This is a genomic window from Maridesulfovibrio ferrireducens, assembly GCF_016342405.1.
GTDB lineage: Bacteria > Desulfobacterota > Desulfovibrionia > Desulfovibrionales > Desulfovibrionaceae > Maridesulfovibrio > Maridesulfovibrio ferrireducens_A.
In genome coordinates this window covers 41,389-59,002 of record NZ_JAEINN010000015.1, presented here as the reverse complement: position 1 = coordinate 59,002, position 17,614 = coordinate 41,389, and the positions used below count along the sequence as shown (strand labels likewise).

Sequence of the window (17,614 nt, the reverse complement as noted above, 5' to 3'; positions counted from 1 at the left end):
GGAGTAGATTTGCCAAAGAATGGCAAAGAGGATTTCCGTGAGTCCAGTCACGCTGAGGTGAGGTCTATCTACTCATTCTGTATCAAAAGTCAAGGTTAATTTTTATAAAAAACAATGATCCACCCGATCAAGAGCTTTTTTATCTGAAACAACAAGCTCTTAGAACGGATGGACCATATAAATTATTATTAAAAAAAGTGGACTTCAAAGTAGCATGAAATCCGCTATCTTAATTAGTAGCGATAGTGATTCGGTTTGTAAGGACCTTCAACATCAACGCTGATGTAGTCTGCCTGTTCTTTTGAAAGAACTTCAAGCTCAACTCCGAGACGCTCAAGATGCAGACGCGCAACTTCTTCATCAAGCTTCTTAGAAAGAATCATAACGCATGGCTCATAGGTATTCTGAGCAAGGTCGATCTGTGCAAGAACCTGATTAGTGAAGCTGTTACTCATTACAAAGCTGGGGTGACCGGTAGCGCAACCGAGGTTGACCAGACGTCCTTCAGCAAGAACAATTACAGATTTACCGGATTCAAGAACCCATTTATCAACCTGAGGTTTAATTTCAATCTTCTTAGATTTAGGATTGTCCTCAAGATAAGCCATTTCGATTTCATTATCGAAGTGACCGATATTGCAAATAATTGCTTCATCTTTCATCTGAGCAATGTGTTCACCCGTGATAACGTGGTAGTTACCTGTGCAGGTAACAAAAACATCTCCGCGTTCAACAGCTTTCGCCATTGGGGTGACTTCATAACCTTCCATTGCAGCCTGAAGAGCACAAATCGGGTCAACTTCTGTAATAATGACACGAGCACCAAAGCCGCGCATAGACTGAGCACACCCTTTACCAACATCACCGTAACCGATGACAACAACGATTTTACCGGCAATCATGATATCAGTTGCACGTTTGATTCCGTCAGCCAGAGACTCGCGGCAACCGTAAAGGTTATCAAACTTGGACTTGGTCACAGAATCGTTAACATTGATTGCAGGGAAAAGAAGTTCGCCTGCTGCCTGCATCTGATACAGACGATGTACACCTGTGGTTGTTTCTTCAGAAACACCCTGAATTTTTTTAGCTATATCAGTCCATTTAGATGGATTTTCAGCAACAGAAGCTTTCAAACGATTGATAACAAGCTGAAATTCTTTGTTGTCGTATTTCTTTTCAAGCATGGAAGGATCTTTCTCAGCCTGAACACCTTTATGAACCATAAGAGTTGCGTCGCCGCCGTCATCTACGATGAGGTCAGGACCGGAACCGTCGGGCCATGTCAAAGCCTGTTCAGTACACCACCAGAATTCTTCAAGACTTTCACCCTTCCAGGCAAAAACTTTAGAAGTTCCGTTTGCTGCAATGGCAGCTGCTGCGTGGTCCTGAGTAGAAAAAATATTACAAGAAGCCCAACGAAGATCAGCGCCGAGTTCAGCAAGAGTCTCGATGAGCATTGCTGTCTGGATAGTCATGTGCAGGCTGCCCATGATCTTAAGACCTTTAAGAGGTTTTTCCGTACCGAACTTTTCACGCAGAGCCATAAGACCCGGCACTTCACGTTCGGAAAGCTGCATTTCTTTGTTGCCCCATTCAGCAAGAGACATGTCAGCGACTTTGTTATCCATTTTAGGATCTAGTTTAAGCATTGTATCCTCCAAGTTTTTTTTACGGGCTACACGCCCACTATTGTTTTTCTGCGACGTAAACCAAGACAGTAAGTCCTTCCTTCACAGGAAAGAGATGAGTTGTAATCGTGCCGAGTCCGGCCTCATCCATCCACCCTCGAAGTTCCTCTTCTGAAAAACCAAGTCTGCGGTCACCATATTCGGTGCGCATCTTTTCATTAGAGTGTATGACAAAATCTGCAACAACCAACCTGCCACCGCTAGTCAGAACCCTTGCAGCCTCCGAAACAGCCCTGTCAGGATTGGGCAAATGATGCAGAACCATTGAAATAACAGCGAAATCAGCTTCCAAGTCCCGAAGCGGCAAATGAGTAAGCTCACCTATACGAAGACTGACATCAGGCATCTCACCAATACGATTGGAAGCGAGCTCCAGCATTTTGCGGGAACTGTCGACACCAATAACAGATTTACACTTTACCAGCATATCGCCAAGAAAAGCTCCGTTACCGCATCCGAGATCAACCCCGACCGAACAGTCTTTCATAAAACCGAGCAATTCGGAATTAAGATTGAAATCACCAAAAACATTACGTTGAAGATGTTCCCAGTCCTCAGCAATTTCATCAAAAAACTTGCGTGTTTCCATGTTGCGTTCAGCCAGAACTTCAATAACACGGCGCTTATCAGCTAAAACTTCAGTCTCATTTTCAATCAGCCAGCTGATAGAATCAGAAAAACGCTGACCTGCACCGGACTGAGCAAGACGATAAAAATTCCACAAACCTTCTCTTCTGGATTCCAGCAAACCGCTCTCATGAAGAATCTTAAGATGGCGCGAAACCCGTGGCTGAGACATCCCGAGAACCTGGACGACCTCACCAACGTTTAGCTCGTTATCACGAAGCATAGCCAGCAATCTGACTCTGATTTCATCGGACAACGCTTTGCTGAATTTTAATATTTCCATCCTCAACCTCACCATGCAACGACATAAAAAGTAACAATATAACAACATCTTTATATAGCAATATTTGTAAGCAATACCCATCCCCCAAAGAACCGTCAAGCAGAAATAAATAAAATATACATCGCTGTAACATTTCCCATCATATATGATGCTTATTTTGATAAGCAAAACAGCATGGAATACATTGCAATCAGCGCATTTAATGTATAGACAATCTTTATTGAATTAACATTTTTTTAACGACTAGACTATGGTTAGAAAAGCAAAATACACCGGCCCAAGAAAAAGGCACTTCCATCCACGCCAACGTGCGCTACGCACTATGGGCGAGGCCATGAGCGACTTTGTTTCCGTCCTTGACGGCAACCACAAGCTCATGATTCCAAAGCTGTGGAAAGCTTGGCCGGAACTGATGGGAGAACTTGCGGAATTTGCGAAACCACTTGGTCACCGCAAGACTACCCTGATCCTTGCAGCAGAAGATTCAGTCGCGGCGCAAGAGCTTTCTTACTTCGCCCCGGAGATTCTATTAAGAATTAATTCATTTTTTGGTGAAGAAGTCTTTGACAAAGTACTATTCGAGCTGTTAAACGGCAGGGTTCCATTGGACGGGTACAAATTAAAGCGAACCCCTATCCAAAGACCCAAGATCAAGAAGCCCGAAAATATTGGCGGGATGAAAGACAAATTTGATCCAGAATCGGCGGTCGGCAGATGTTATCTGAAGTACGTCCGTCTGTTTGAAAATTCATAAGATTTCATAGCCGGAGACGGCACTAAGGAGAATATCATGAGCGAAGAAAAAGTAACACTCGAAAGTCTTGCACTTAAGAAACCCCTTGACAAATTGACCACCAAAGAACTCCGCGAACTCTGCATCAACAAGATGCCTTTGATTGCCGGCGTTTCTGGAATGGACAAAGATACCATCATCACCAACGTTAAAGAATTTCTTGAAATCGTTGAAGAAGAAGGCGCAGTCTCCCCTTATAAAGATCAGATCCTTACCATCAAAGGTCAGATCAAAACCATGCGTGAAGACAAAGTCAAAGTTGAATCACGCAAGGATCGCACTCTTTTACGTCGCAAAATCAACAAGCTTAAAAAACGCACTCGCGCTATGGCAAGAGCAGTTTAAGCTTATTTTTAAAATATTTGAAGATTGTTATTGACAGCGAGAGCTAATCCAAATAAACACTCTTCTCGTTGCAGGGACATCGTTCAATTGGCAGGACAGCGGATTCTGATTCCGTCAATCAAGGTTCGAGTCCTTGTGTCCCTACCAGCAACATGTTTTTGATAATGCGTCCCCATCGTCTAGCCTGGCCTAGGACACCGGCCTTTCACGCCGGCGACAGGGGTTCAAATCCCCTTGGGGACGCCAATCAAAAACATGAAGACTCGCTAAGCCAATAGAGTCGTGCTGACAGCAACACAACCCGCTTCAACAATGTGATCAGGCTCACAGAAGCAGGTACGATATTTAAGATGCGTCCCCATCGTCTAGCCTGGCCCAGGACACCGGCCTTTCACGCCGGCGACAGGGGTTCAAATCCCCTTGGGGACGCCACGAATTTGAAAAAGGACTGAATCGCAAGATTCAGTCCTTTCTTCGTTTTGCAGCCGGAAAGCTTTCAAGGCTTACAACGTAAAAGCAACCAACCTATCCACGACGCCACTCCCTGCTCACAGGCTCAAAACCCCCTACCCTCTTCTGGAATATACACAGAATGAGCCATAACCCCATATCACAACTAAAACTGCTTAGAATCGATTTTTAACATTACAGACAACCCGCTAATATTATTTAGATTAACTAACTTTCACATTTCTTCAAAATTAATAATATAAGTTGTTGACAGAAGGACACAATCCACATAGAAAAACTTCTCGTTGCAGGGACATCGTTCAATTGGCAGGACAGCGGATTCTGATTCCGTCAATCAAGGTTCGAGTCCTTGTGTCCCTACCAGCAACATGTTTTTGATAATGCGTCCCCATCGTCTAGCCTGGCCTAGGACACCGGCCTTTCACGCCGGCGACAGGGGTTCAAATCCCCTTGGGGACGCCACTAAAAAAGAAAGCTCCTTACGTTTTAAACGTAAGGAGCTTTCTTTTTTGCCCATTCATATATAAAAGATAGAATCTTAAAAGATTCAATTACTGGGCCGTAAAACTCTCTCCTGCATCAGTAACAAACTTCACAACTCCATCCCGGTCCACCCATATAGCACGCACCGCTTCATCCATTTTTTTTACCATTTGAACTTTACCTTGCGGATCTATCCTGAAAAGCCTTTTTTTCGACTGCGAAAGTACATATAGAGATTCATTCGGAGAAACAGCCAGCCCGGTAATTACCCCGAAACCCTCTGCCAGAAGAATTCTCTCGCCATCCGCATACACAATATAAACTTTACCCTCGACCTGCTCCGCGATGTAGTTACATTTTTTACCATTAGCTACGAGCATCCCCGTAATATTATTTTCTTCTCCTGCAAAAGCTGAACATACCATAACAATGACAATCATGCAGGAGATTAGGCACTTAACAATAATTCTCAAACTTCTTGAACTCATTAGACTCCTCCTTGCTGTTTGATATGTTGTATGGCACGCTATAATACAAATCCAATACCATTTAACGATTTATTAATACCTAAAAGGTATCATATGAGAATGCGCCAACTACGTTACTTTGAAGCGGTCGCGGAAGAACTTCACTTCGGGAAAGCTGCCGAACGTCTACATATACAGCAACCACCGCTAAGCAGACAGATTCAAAGCCTTGAAGAAGAGCTTGGAACACAGTTATTCAACCGCACAAATAGAAAGGTTGAGCTGACCGAAGCTGGAAAATATTTTCTGGATGAAGCTAAGGAGATGCTGAAAAAAGACTCACGGGCACGGGCTACTCTTCAAGCTATGGGAGACGGGACAGCCGGAAAACTTCATGTCGGATTTGTATACCTTGTGCTCTCGTCGGCCTTTCCTGACATTGTAGGACGCTTTATACGGAAGTATACTGCCATTGATGTCGAACTACATGACGAAACCAGCTATGAGCAAATTGAAGCGGTCCGCGACGGATCACGCCACGTAGGATTTGTCACACTCAATCTGATGGATCTTCAAGATCTCTCCCACGTTGTGGTGCAGTGCACCAATCCCCGCGCAGCTATCCCGACCAACCATCCGCTGGCACAGAAAGAAATCCTGACCTTAGAAGATCTGGCTGATTTTCCTTACATATGCAGTCGGGAATCTTATTGTAAAATGAGAGTGAAAGAGATGGAAAAACTCTTTTTGAAGGCGGGACTGGAATTAAAACTAGGCATGAAATATCGGCGAAAACACACTGGCACAGTCTTTGTTGCCGCGGGCTTAGGCTGGACAATCATTAATGACGGTTCCGAACGCACAATGCCACAAGGAGTTGCCCTAAGACCGATCGAGGCAGATCTCCCTCCGTTTGAAGTCGGGATGATATGGAACCCCAATAGGGTAACACCGCTGATTGATAACTTTCTATCTTTTTATAAAGAACAATCCAGAGAATAAGTATAACATTATATATCCATTAAACCTTAATTAAATCAGAGAACTAAAAAGATTTTTCAATTGTCGCCACACCTCTTATTTTGCTTGATACCAGCCCTTTTTTTTGAGAGTCTTCGCGCACTAAATTGAACTAAGGGTGGAACATGAAAAAAAATATTCCAAGTGAAGAAGAATGCGAAAGGTTGCTAACTGAGGTTTTCAAACTTCCTGAAGATCAGCTTGCAAGTGCCAGACTTGTTAAAACAGTTGCTTTACGGATAGGGCGTGATCTTAAATGGCTGCGTGACAGTGGACCGAACATATCTTTGATCAAAGCTGGTGCTCTGCTGTGCCACGTTGCAGGACATGGCCCGAACCATGACAAACTTGCGGGAATAAAACTCAGAAAGCTCGGATATCCAGAAGTGGCTGATATAGCTGACACACACTGGGAACTTGATTTTTCAGAAGAGTTACCTGTTTCAGAAAAGGAAATCGTTTTCATCGCCACTAAATTGGTAGAAAAAGATCAAATCATCAGTGTTGCTTATAAGTATGATTTTAAAATAGAAGCCGCAAAAAACAACCCGCAGGAAGTTGCTGATCTTAAACGCAAAAAAGAAATTGCCATGAAGATCAAAACAACAATCGAGCACGAAACTGAAAAGAATCTGGAAGAACTGGCCATCGCAGAGAACTAAACCGATATTCGTAATTACAAGAAGATGAATTTATCAGTTCAAAATAAACCTTTCACGGCCCGGATCTTTCAAATGAGATTCCGGGCTTTTTTTTATATATTTCCACGCATCTATTCAACCTGCCGCCTACAATATTAGGGATAGCAATTCTCATCTGTTTCAGTGTAATATTATCATCACGGCTTATTTTGAGATTTTTTTTAAGAGGTGAATTACATATGGGTAAAGAAAACAAGATTGAAAAATTCATAAAGCCGGATGAGCTTCCTGACTTCCTTCGTAAAATGGCTGAGGCTATCGAAACCGGAAAATCAGAGGACATGCCCGGCTTCACTTTCATGGCTGGCTTTAAAAAACTTAAAATCAATATCAGTCACAATTTAGAACAAACAACTATCAAAATTAAAGCCAAACCTGCTTACGAATCGGAAGAACAGAAAACGGATGACGGTATTTCCGGCAGACTCAAATACAGCAGTCTTAAAAAGCGAATGGGAGATTCTTTTAAAATAATATTTAAAACCATTCACGCAGGTTCATTTCCTCCCGGAGAGACTGTCAGCCAGTTCATAGAAGACTCTAAACTGATGGTTACCTACGAAGGTTACGGTGATGAATATTATGAAGAATACATCACCGCCTGTGACACTTTTAAAAATGCTGTCGAGAACAATAATATTGAAGAAGCTCACAAAGCATGTGACAGTTTAAACAACATTAAAGCCCACTGCCATTCTCAACATAAATAAGAAGATTAAAATGAATACAAAACAAGTGTGCGTTGAAGAGATTGAGATTTCCCCGGAAATAACAGATGAAGATCATGAAATTTTCTCTGCGGTTATTTCCGTTGATTTAGCCGAATGGCAGATTAAACAAATCGTAACTCCTTCTCAAATCCACCACAGACAGGAAAAGGTTCTCGCCGTGCACTGGCACCCTGAATTTGTTCCCATGAACCTCATCTCGCAGCGAATAGAAGCTATGTTCCCTAATAGAACGGATGATCTGTTAATCCCCACGCAGCATAATGAACTCATGAGCTACGGTCCTTATACAGGTGTTGAGGTTGACTGTTATGCCAGCGGGTTCAATCAGAAAGTTCAATTACTGCTTCACTTTGAAAATGAGAAAGTTGAAAACGCTCACGTTTTAAAATCCATGCTGGCGCACACGTTCAAGTACCGCACATCGCAATTATTCGAATTTATGGATTCTATCACTCAACCCAATGAAAAAAGAGTGCATGAAGCCGCACGCGAAACCGGAGCAGACGATGCGCTGGTTGAAATGGTTAGAATTTATGTAACCAAAATTCAAACCATGCTTGACGAAAACTGGTCGGATGTTCCAAAAGCTTCAATCAAAAATAAGCTCATTAAAAACTATTTTGATGCACTGCGCCCGAAATTCGGCAACACCGTCATCAATAGAATTCAGGCCTACTTAAAAGCAGTTAAAATACTTGTGAAAAATGACTTTTCCTTAAAATTTTTCTACAGAGCAACCGAAGTAATTGAAGAAGCCCGTTCACTCGGAGGTTGTGTTGTAATTCCCCATCCCGAAGAATTCTGGCCCATACTGCTTGCCAAGTATGACGTTGATGGAATTGAAGCCTGGAATCCTCAGTCCCAGCGTTATACAGATTTCCTGATCTCAGTTGTAAACGAGCAAAACATTAACCGCCGGACCGGAAGCAAAGAAATATTAATTTTCATGGGCGACGATTGCCACATGAGTGAAAAAACCAAACCGATAGACACGCAGGACACGGCAAAAGCAGCCCGCGAAATAGGTTTGCAACCGGCATGGAACGACCTGAATATCAGAAAAAGACTGATCATAGCCGGAATAGACAGACAAACTGTGATAGATGAATACAGAGCAAGGCTGGCTGGATAAATTATTCCCGATTGTGGAACGCATGGAGACCTCAAATGACCGTTGAAAAAAAGTCTGACGATGTCACAACGAAAACCTTAAACATTAGGCCCAGATTATGATGACATTTGAAGGTTTAGATGAAAATTTTAAATTTCTTGTCCTTGAAGTAAAAACCCAGATCGGCGCGACTAGAAAATTTGTGAACTCCCCCTCTCGCGCACTTTTTCGTAAAATTACCTCGCGAGATGACCATATTGATAACCTTAAAACCATCATCGAAAACAAAAGTTATTCACGCATAAACAAAGATACTGAACTGGACGACAAATCTCTGAATAAAATCAGAGCAATACAACTCGCATCAGTCAACCTTGAGCGAATCGGTGACTACTGCGTCAACATAGTCAACCAGATGGCTTATCTTGAAGACAAAAATTTTGTAAACCGATTCGAAAACCCGGAAGCATTCGATATAATCGAAGAAACCACCGCTCTAATTGAAAAAGGTTTCAACGAAGATAATATGCCTTTAGCTCTTGAAATTTGTAAATCAGAGTACAGCCTCGACTCTCTGTATAAAGACAATTTCAATCGCATCATGGCGGAGATGGGAAGCGGAAAAAATATCCCGGACTTAGTTACAGTCCTTTTCATATTCCGATACCTTGAAAGAATCGGCGACTCTCTCCTTAACATCGGGGAAGCAATTATCTTCTCTATTTTAGGAGAACGCATCAAGATTGAACAATTTGAATCGCTACAGCATACCTTGACGGTTTCAGGCTTTGACGGCTCGTTTTCAGACATTGATTTTCAAGGAATATGGGGCTCCCGCTCCGGATGCCGTATCGGACATGTACAGGCAAAAGATAAAGAAAACGGTCCTCCGGTTGCGCAGGGAAGTATTTATAAAGAAGGAAATCTGGCAAAAATCAAACAGGAACGCGACAACCTCAAACTCTGGAATAATAATTTCCCGGGCATGGTTCCTGACATTTTCGGCTATCACGAATCTCCTGATGAAAATAAAGGCTCGATGTTAGTGGAATTTTTGCCGGGTTGCACATTAGACACAATGATCCTCACATCTGACGATGCCGATCTTGAAAACGGACTGTTCACTCTGGAACAGACCCTGCGCCATATCTGGAAAAAAACCATTAAGACAGGTCCGTTTCCAACCACCTATATGGAACAGCTCAAATCCCGCCAGCCCGGCGTTTTGCAAGTTCATCCCGAATTCAACACCCTTGCCGGATCACAGGGGGCTGTAGACATAACTTCCGCAACAGATCTCATTAATAAAGCAATGTCTGTTGAGAAGAATCTTCCCGCTCCGTTCACCGTTTTTATCCACGGAGATTTCAACTGCAACAACGTTGTTTACAGCAATGCAGATGAACGAATCAGATTCATTGATCTCCATAGATCAAGAGACTTTGACTATATTCAGGATATTTCTGTATTTCTTGTATCAAGCTTCCGCATGCCCATATTCGACAGGCCCATAAGAAATAAAATCAATGCTGTAATATCGAGATTTTACAGTTTTACAGAAGAATTTGCATTGGAAAATGAAGATGCTACATGGAAAGCAAGACTAACTCTCGCATTAGCACGCTCCTTCTATACGTCGACACGCTTCGAATTCAATTACGGATTTGCAAAAGAAATGTTTAATCGCTCCATATTCCTTCTTGAAAAAATAAACCGCTATAACGGTAACTGGAACGACTTTGTACTGCCTGAAGATATTCTTCATTACTAACCCAAGCAACGTAACGGATATATTATGAAAATTGGAGTAATCGGAATAAAAGGGGCATGGTCATCCGAACAACTGGCCGAAGTTGTCGCCAGCAAAACCGGTCAAGATAAAATGCTCTTCGAGATGGAAGACGTGCGCCTCGATCTTCCTTCCGGCAAAGCTGTTGTTGACGGAGTGAATCTTTCTGAACTTGACGGAATTATCATAAAAAAAATAGGCAAGCAGTATTCGCCGGTGCTGCTTGACCGCCTCGAAATGCTTCGTTTGCTCGAAGGACGGGGAGTTAAAATATTTTCATCCCCGTACAGTATATTAAGAGTGCTGGACAGGCTGACCTGTACGATATCGTTGCAGTTGGGTAATATTCCAATGCCCCCGACAACTATCACCGAAGATATTGACCATGCACTTGCGGCAGTTGAGGAATACGGCGAAGCAGTTTTCAAACCTCTATACAGCACCAAGGCCCGCGGCATGTTTCTGCTTAAGCCTAACCCGCAAGCCCGCGAAACTATCGAAAAGTACAGCAAAAAATACAAAACCATGTACATTCAAAAGACTATCGATCTCAAAAACAGAGATCTTGGGATAGTCTTTTTAGACGGAAAATATGTAACAACATATGCCCGCTGTAAAACAAATGACGCATGGAATACCACTACGTTAAGCGGCGGAAAATACGCTCCAGTTGATCCTCCAGCAGAAATAATCGAACTTGCCCGCAAAGCACAATCTCTGTTTAACCTCGACTTCACCTGCGTGGATGTTGCACTCACTGATGAAGGACCTTTCATTTTTGAAGTATCAGCCTTCGGAGGATTCAGGGGACTGCTTGATGCGCGGGGAATAGACGCAGCGTCCATGTATGCTGATTATGTAATTGAGAAATTAAAATAATGAATGGAAATACAATCACAATAGCTGAAATAGTAAAAAAATATCGCAAAGAATTTCCGGCAACAGAATCTCTTTTCATCGATTTCGACGGCTGTGTAATTGAAACTAGAGTAAACAGCACTGCACTGCTTGCATACCTCAAAAATTATTTTAAAGAATTCCTGATTGAGGATGCAGAAGCAGAAATTCTTATCACTGCTCATGAGTGCCTGCCCATTGATCTTGGAATTAAATATGTTGTTAAACAACCCGATGCTGGAAAAACAAAAATTAAAAATGAACATGCAGACCTTGCTGACGGAAGAGTTGTTTACAAAAGTCTAACCGGAATGATCTTCGCCTTCGGACACGGGGAAAACATTGCTATCGGTCCCTGCATTGAAAATTCCAATCAGGTCATAAACTTCATCAATAATCGCTTTATAGAATACAAACTCAATCAGGGCTGCCTGCTGGGGCACGCTGCGGGAGTTCTTAAAAACGGACGCGGCATCGGCATTGCCGGTTTTTCAGGAATGGGAAAGTCTACTCTGGCTCTGCACTTAATGAGTAAAGGTACAACTTTTATCAGCAATGACAGAGTCATGATTGAAGATAACGACTCTGAAATAACTGTCTACGGTGTTGCTAAACAGCCCAGAATAAATCCCGGAACAGCCTTGAACAACCCCGATTTAATCCACGTTGTTGCTGAAAATGACAAAAAAAAATTCATGGCTCTTCCAAAAGCGGAGCTATGGAATCTCGAACATAAATATGATGCTTTGATTGATGAATGTTACGGCAAAAACAAATTTATTCTTCGCGCTCCAATGTGCGGATTAGTTATTTTGAATTGGCAGAGAAATGAAAACGAAACGGTCATTAAAATCGTTGATCCAATGAAACGCAAAGATCTGCTCCCTGCTTTCATGAAAGAATCAGGATTATTCTACCTTCCTGATTCACCTGACAAAATAAAAGATCCTGATATAAACACATACGCAACGATACTTTCTAAAACAACACTCATAGAAATCAGCGGCGGTGTGGATTTTGATAGAGTAGCCGACGCCTGCCTTAAATTTATGAAGCTTGGAACGCTTTAGCTCTCTGCCTGCCACATCATCTTTTGTGGTCGACACCCCTAAAAAAAACTCATCAAGTCAGCCACTTGATCGATTAGACTTTTAAATTATCTACAAAATACACTTAACAAAAGAACTTAAGTAATTATAATCTTCATATAACGCTCAAATTAACTTACAATTTGTCCAACTGGATCGAGACAGCTCCGAGCGTTTAACCCTATATACAGGAATTTTAAAATGATGCCGGTAACTATCAATATTGATCTTTGTAAATCTGATGAACTCTGCGTAAGAGACTGCCCGCTGGGAATTCTTAAAATAGTCGAAAAAGGGCAAGCTCCGATCGTCAATCCTAAAAAAGCGGGCTTCTGCATCAACTGCGGACATTGCGTTGCAATATGTCCGACAAATGCCATTACTTTGAACGCATTTGCGGATCAAAACGCCACTCCATATCCATCAGAAAAAATTGCCGACCCTGAATCAATTGAAATATTTTTTAAAAGCAGACGCTCTGTTCGCAAGTTCAAAAAGACCCCTCTTTCTGTTGATGAAATAGCTGAACTAATCCATCTGTCCGCTTATGCCCCTTCCGGACACAACACTCAGCCGGTTTCGTGGACTGTTCTGGACCAACCTGAAAAAGTTCAGGAACTCGCAGCCCTTGTTGCGGACTTTATGAATGAACTCGCAGCCAAAAAACATCCGATAGCGAAAAAATTGTTCCTTTCAGGAATAGCCAGAGCATTTACTCACGGACAGGACATGATTTGCCGCGATGCTCCGGCACTGGCTGTAAGCTGGGCTCCTAACGAAGGGATTACCCCGGATACTGATTCAATAATTTCTACCGCCCATCTTGAGCTTGCGGCACACTCCAAAGGTTTTGGAGCCTGCTGGGCCGGATATGTGGTAATGGCAGCCAAATTCAGTGAACCGGTCAGAACGTTCCTCAATGTACCGGAACATCACACTCTTCACGGAGCCTTGCTTCTTGGACACCCTTCGATAAAATATAAAAACATCCCGCCTCGCCACAAAGCTGCCGGTGAAAAATCAAGCGCAGGGTTTATTTTCCCTGCCCGTAAAAACGAGCATAATTAAAAATAAAAGCCTCCAGTTTGATTAAACTGGAGGCTTTCTGTTATTCACCTTTGAGATTTTTACCCGGACGAAAAGCTGTTTTCAAGAATGAAGGAGTAAAAACCCGAAATGGGTTTTTAACCAGCACATCGGGCATCAAATGATACCAGCGATACCCTAGGCTGTGATAAACTTTTTTAGCCATACAACCATATCCAGTCTGTTTCGCGGCCCAGATTGCAGCATCTCTCTGACAACGGGAAGCCGCAACTGCTTTAAATATTTTTTCGCTATATCCTTTATCCGCAAGCATCTTTCTTATTCGTAAATATTCTCTATGCCTACTGATAATATCCGCCACTGAAAAAAATGCTCCGGTTGTCCAACTGAGAGCAATCGCTACCGATGTTGCAAACCCCAGACTATGCCCGTCCCTGTAAAATTCAGCGGCAAGCCAGCCAAGAGTTACAATCATACCGATGCACAGCCCGAGAACAAAATGCGGCAAAGGAGCTACTCGCAAATAATTATTATGCCTTAAGGCAAAGTCCTTTATCATCAAATTTTTCCCATAGCCAATTACGCTTATTAATTTCATCCGCTAAGAATAGGAAATTAGCATTGGAATCAATTGTCTTCAAGCTGTTCTTTAAAGAGATTTATTAGGGATATAAGAATATGAAATAACGGGATATATTTTAAAAATAATCAACTGACTTAACCATAATCAGGACACTTTTTTAAGTTCAGCTAATAAATCTTCAATATTGAACGGCTTGGTGATGCGGGTATCCATGCCGCAATCCTTACAACGTCGCCAGTACTCTGAATCACTGTTTGCTGTAAGAGCTACAATTCTTACAGGGGAATGAAGTTTGCGTATAGCACGAGTAGCTTCAAATCCATCCATAACCGGCATCTGGATATCCATGAATATTATATCAAAATCGTCTGACGCAATAAACGCATCAACGGCTTCTTTACCATTTTCAACAATTACAAAATTATCCAAACCATTTTTTTCGAAAATTTTACGCAAAAGAATCTGATTCATTTTACTGTCTTCTGCTACCAGCACTTTAACTTTAGAAAAATTATTCTTTACATCTTTATCATTTGCGGATGTTTCTTCAATTCCGACATCATCAAGAGGGCATTCCATAAGTGGTAAAACAAACGAAAAGACAGCTCCTCCCTCTGAATTATTACCCCCTTTGAGTTCACCGCCCATGAGCTTTACCAGCCTGTGACAAATAGCAAGCCCCAGCCCTGTTCCGCCGTACTTACGGGTAATCGAAAGATCAGCCTGCACAAATGATTTAAAAAGGTTCTCTGCTCCATTATCCGGCAACCCAATACCGGTATCAGAAACCTCAAAATAAACATTCCTTTTTCTCCCGGATTCAACGTCCGGTACTAATTTAGCTGTAAGAGTAACAGCACCAGAACTTGTAAATTTAACAGCATTTCCTAGCAGATTAACCAGAATTTGACGAAGTCTCATGCTGTCAATTTCAACACAGGTTGGAATATTCTCAGTTTTAAGGATGACCTTCAAATCCTTGTTCATTGCTCCGATATCCATAACATCGCGCATCTCTTTCAAGAACATAGGAAGATCCAAAGATTCAGTCTGCAATTCCATATGTCCGGAATCTATTTTTGAAAAATCCAGAATATCGTTTGCAATGACAAGCAGGCTATCCACGGAAGACTTTATAAGCCTTAAATTTTCATTTTGTTCAGTAGTCAATTCAGTAGCCTGAATAAGCTGAACCATGCCCTTAATAGCGTTCATGGGAGTTCTGAATTCATGAGTCATATTTGCAAGAAACTGCCCCTTTGCCTCATTAGCTTTTTGCGCTTCTTCCTTACTTATACGCAATTCTTTTTCAATTCGCTTAAGCTCTGAAATATCTTCTACAGTCGCCAGAACTCTCTCCCACGAATCTTCATATTCAGGAGCAATTGTGCAATTCACGATAAAATATTGTTCTTTTCCATCACTGCGAACGAAATAAAATTCACTCCTATGCCGCATTGCACCTGAAACTAAATCCAAAAGAATAGATCTGAAATATTTCCAAGAGTTCTTTACAACATATGACGAGAACCCCGACGCCAAAAGCTCTTCGCGTGATTTAGCCCCAATAAAATCCACGGCAATATTATTTGCGGCAAGCACCTTAATAAGCTCGACACATTGAAAAACATTGTTCTGATCTTTTAAAACCTTATCCCGGATATTCTGAACAGTTGTTTCACCGCATGAATCAATTTTTTTCTTCAGCGCTGAAAAATCCAGTTCCCACAATGCAACAGGTGAATTTTCAAAAAGGGAACGAAGCCGCTTTTGATTATTAAGCAATTTTTCTTCAACTTTTTTACGAGCGGTGATATCAATAACAAAACCCTCAATATAACGGGGCAAATCAGCCCCCGAATCAACAAGTCTAAAATCACGACGTGTCCACACTGTAGAGCCGTCTTTTCGTACACACTGTACTTCGTATCCTGACACCCGGCCGAAAAGATGAAGCTGACTGATAATATCATCGAAATCCTCAGCCTTGAGATAAATTTGATTTCGAGCATTCGAAACAGACACAATAAAATCTTCTGCGTCCGCATATCCTAAAATAGATACGTATGCCGAGTTAACGGTTAAATAATGACCATCCAAACTTACCTGAAAAATCCCCATAGGTGCATTGTCAAAAATATCTCTATACCGACTCTCCGCCTTAATCCTCAAGCTGTCAGCAAGCTCTCTTCTCTCCATTTCATGTTTCAGTTCAAGACGTTGCAGATTAATTGCCTCTTCACGTCTTCTAGCCTCAGAAATGCGGGCCTCATAGACTTGGCGCATAATTGTGGCTCTAACTAAATAATAACAGCCGGCAGCGATGGCTAAAAATAGTACAATTGAAAACAAAAGTAGCTTTTGCGGTCCTAACAAACCAAAAAGTTTTTGTTCCTCAACCAAACTGACTATATGCAGCGATGTCCTTTGCACAGGAGAAGAGATGGCAAGATAATCAACCTCTCTTCCTGATTTTCCAGCTTTAAGAAGAGTTAATCCTCTCCAATCTCCCCCCAGAACATCCATCAACAATAATTGTCCGCTTTCTCGCGCTGAATTATCAGAGATAGCAAACACGGTGCGTCCAATGAGAAGAAAATCGCTACCGACAGAAGGAGAAGCCGTCATATCTCCAAGGCTTTCGAACAAACTTTCAACCCGTACCCATCCAAGGATTGTTCCGGACTCACCGCGATCCCCTTTTACAGGCACACCGACAACTATAGAAAAAACACCGCCGGACTCCCCGGTACTGAAAAGAGGATCTTTGGCTTTTACCGCATACCCTGCATACGAATCATTGCCTCTGATCAATACACATTCACTGTCAGTATCAACAAGCAGCTCACCCTTACTGTCCAAAACAACAATTTTTGAAAAGACCTGCTCTTGCCCGCAATATTTATTAGAGACTGTGTCTGATATATTTTTGCAGATATTATGAAATGTTGCCGAGCAACCCGGCTCATTAACGTTAAAATCAGGATCAGCCTGCATTGATATAAATGATTTAAGAGGCGCACTTGAAGCAAGACCATTAAGTTCATTAAGTCTGCCGGAAAAGAAAAAACTGACAGCCATAGCTCTTTTGGCGGATTCTCCGACAAAAAAAGATCTGGCAGTCTTTCTAACCTGTAACTGTGAGCAATAGCTGGTCCAGAGGACATATCCAATAAGTCCTGCAAACACGATGACCGCACTAATAAAAATCAGGCGAAAGCGAAAATAATTTGGAGAAGAATCCCCATATACTATATCTCGGTTCATAATCTATAATAAGCTAAATGCTCTGTTTTTAGTAAGACATACTTAAAATATATTTTTTTTAACAAACAAACCTCGTCACCTGTATTTCTGCATACTTCAAAAGCGTCAAAAAAAACATTAATATATTATCCTCATCCTGCATAATATAATAAAATCCAAGGCCTATGCGAAATTGAAACTATATATCTACCAGACTTATAAACCTCAAATAGTTATTGAC

15 protein-coding genes and 5 tRNA genes are annotated in these 17,614 nt (G+C 41.9%); 15 read left to right on the top strand and 5 right to left on the bottom strand.

Features of this window, described 5'->3' with window-relative positions; translation table 11 throughout:
• Positions 1-233 precede the first annotated feature (233 nt).
• Together ahcY and JEY82_RS15415 are read right to left on the bottom strand one after the other, a co-directional pair.
• A complete protein-coding gene (gene ahcY / locus JEY82_RS15420; protein ID WP_304087228.1) occupies positions 234-1,652 on the bottom strand; it encodes an adenosylhomocysteinase in 1,419 nt (472 codons plus the stop codon).
• 37 nt (positions 1,653-1,689) lie between these two features.
• Positions 1,690-2,601 carry a metalloregulator ArsR/SmtB family transcription factor gene (locus tag JEY82_RS15415; protein ID WP_304087226.1) on the bottom strand — a complete coding sequence of 304 codons (912 nt, stop codon included), beginning with the start codon at positions 2,599-2,601 and terminating at the stop codon, positions 1,690-1,692.
• A 250-nt stretch (positions 2,602-2,851) separates the two neighbouring features.
• Between JEY82_RS15415 and JEY82_RS15410 the strand changes: the two genes are divergently transcribed.
• From JEY82_RS15410 to JEY82_RS15380, 7 genes are all read left to right on the top strand, one after another.
• On the top strand, positions 2,852-3,355 hold the full coding sequence (locus JEY82_RS15410) for a DUF721 domain-containing protein (protein ID WP_092161849.1): 504 nt from the start codon (positions 2,852-2,854) through the stop codon (positions 3,353-3,355).
• Positions 3,356-3,391: 36 nt separating this feature from the next.
• Positions 3,392-3,739, top strand: a complete 348-nt coding sequence (locus tag JEY82_RS15405; protein WP_304087223.1) for a hypothetical protein — start codon at positions 3,392-3,394, stop codon at positions 3,737-3,739.
• A gap of 72 nt (positions 3,740-3,811) precedes the next feature.
• Positions 3,812-3,886: transfer RNA gene (locus JEY82_RS15400), tRNA-Gln, on the top strand.
• 21 nt (positions 3,887-3,907) lie between these two features.
• Positions 3,908-3,985, top strand: a tRNA-Glu gene (locus JEY82_RS15395).
• A gap of 108 nt (positions 3,986-4,093) precedes the next feature.
• Positions 4,094-4,171 (top strand) — tRNA-Glu (locus JEY82_RS15390).
• A 327-nt stretch (positions 4,172-4,498) separates the two neighbouring features.
• A tRNA-Gln gene (locus tag JEY82_RS15385) sits at positions 4,499-4,573 on the top strand.
• A gap of 21 nt (positions 4,574-4,594) precedes the next feature.
• Positions 4,595-4,672, top strand: a tRNA-Glu gene (locus JEY82_RS15380).
• 89 nt (positions 4,673-4,761) lie between these two features.
• Here the strand turns inward: JEY82_RS15380 and JEY82_RS15375 are convergent.
• Entirely contained in the window at positions 4,762-5,181 is a 420-nt protein-coding gene (locus JEY82_RS15375; protein ID WP_304087221.1) for a hypothetical protein, read from the bottom strand.
• A gap of 99 nt (positions 5,182-5,280) precedes the next feature.
• On the opposite strand from JEY82_RS15375, the gene JEY82_RS15370 reads away from it, so the two are divergent.
• The 8 genes from JEY82_RS15370 (at position 5,281) to JEY82_RS15335 (ending at position 13,565) form a co-directional block, all read left to right on the top strand.
• Positions 5,281-6,162 (top strand): LysR family transcriptional regulator, encoded by an 882-nt coding sequence (locus JEY82_RS15370; protein WP_304087219.1) that lies wholly within the window; start codon positions 5,281-5,283, stop codon positions 6,160-6,162.
• A gap of 143 nt (positions 6,163-6,305) precedes the next feature.
• The gene (locus JEY82_RS15365; RefSeq protein ID WP_304087218.1) at positions 6,306-6,842 is read left to right on the top strand and encodes a metal-dependent phosphohydrolase; all 537 of its coding nucleotides are present in this window, start codon (positions 6,306-6,308) and stop codon (positions 6,840-6,842) included.
• A 218-nt stretch (positions 6,843-7,060) separates the two neighbouring features.
• Complete coding sequence (locus tag JEY82_RS15360) at positions 7,061-7,591, top strand: GAK system XXXCH domain-containing protein (protein WP_304087216.1); 531 nt, start codon at positions 7,061-7,063, stop codon at positions 7,589-7,591.
• Positions 7,592-7,601: 10 nt separating this feature from the next.
• Positions 7,602-8,744: a hypothetical protein gene (locus tag JEY82_RS15355; RefSeq protein WP_304087214.1), complete on the top strand. Its 1,143-nt coding sequence runs from the start codon at positions 7,602-7,604 to the stop codon at positions 8,742-8,744.
• Positions 8,745-8,841: 97 nt separating this feature from the next.
• Positions 8,842-10,494 carry a PhoU domain-containing protein gene (locus JEY82_RS15350; RefSeq protein ID WP_304087212.1) on the top strand — a complete coding sequence of 551 codons (1,653 nt, stop codon included), beginning with the start codon at positions 8,842-8,844 and terminating at the stop codon, positions 10,492-10,494.
• Positions 10,495-10,518: 24 nt separating this feature from the next.
• The gene (locus JEY82_RS15345) at positions 10,519-11,391 is read left to right on the top strand and encodes a GAK system ATP-grasp enzyme (protein WP_304087209.1); all 873 of its coding nucleotides are present in this window, start codon (positions 10,519-10,521) and stop codon (positions 11,389-11,391) included.
• On the top strand, positions 11,391-12,479 hold the full coding sequence (locus JEY82_RS15340) for an HprK-related kinase B (protein ID WP_304087207.1): 1,089 nt from the start codon (positions 11,391-11,393) through the stop codon (positions 12,477-12,479). Before JEY82_RS15345 ends, JEY82_RS15340 begins: the two co-directional genes overlap by 1 nt.
• A gap of 219 nt (positions 12,480-12,698) precedes the next feature.
• Positions 12,699-13,565 carry a nitroreductase family protein gene (locus JEY82_RS15335; RefSeq protein WP_304087206.1) on the top strand — a complete coding sequence of 289 codons (867 nt, stop codon included), beginning with the start codon at positions 12,699-12,701 and terminating at the stop codon, positions 13,563-13,565.
• A gap of 40 nt (positions 13,566-13,605) precedes the next feature.
• Here JEY82_RS15335 and JEY82_RS15330 read toward each other — a convergent pair whose 3' ends face one another.
• Entirely contained in the window at positions 13,606-14,103 is a 498-nt protein-coding gene (locus JEY82_RS15330; RefSeq protein WP_304087204.1) for a hypothetical protein, read from the bottom strand.
• Between the two features lie 168 nt (positions 14,104-14,271).
• The gene (locus tag JEY82_RS15325; RefSeq protein ID WP_304087202.1) at positions 14,272-17,316 is read right to left on the bottom strand and encodes a response regulator; all 3,045 of its coding nucleotides are present in this window, start codon (positions 17,314-17,316) and stop codon (positions 14,272-14,274) included.
• Positions 17,317-17,614 lie beyond the last annotated feature (298 nt).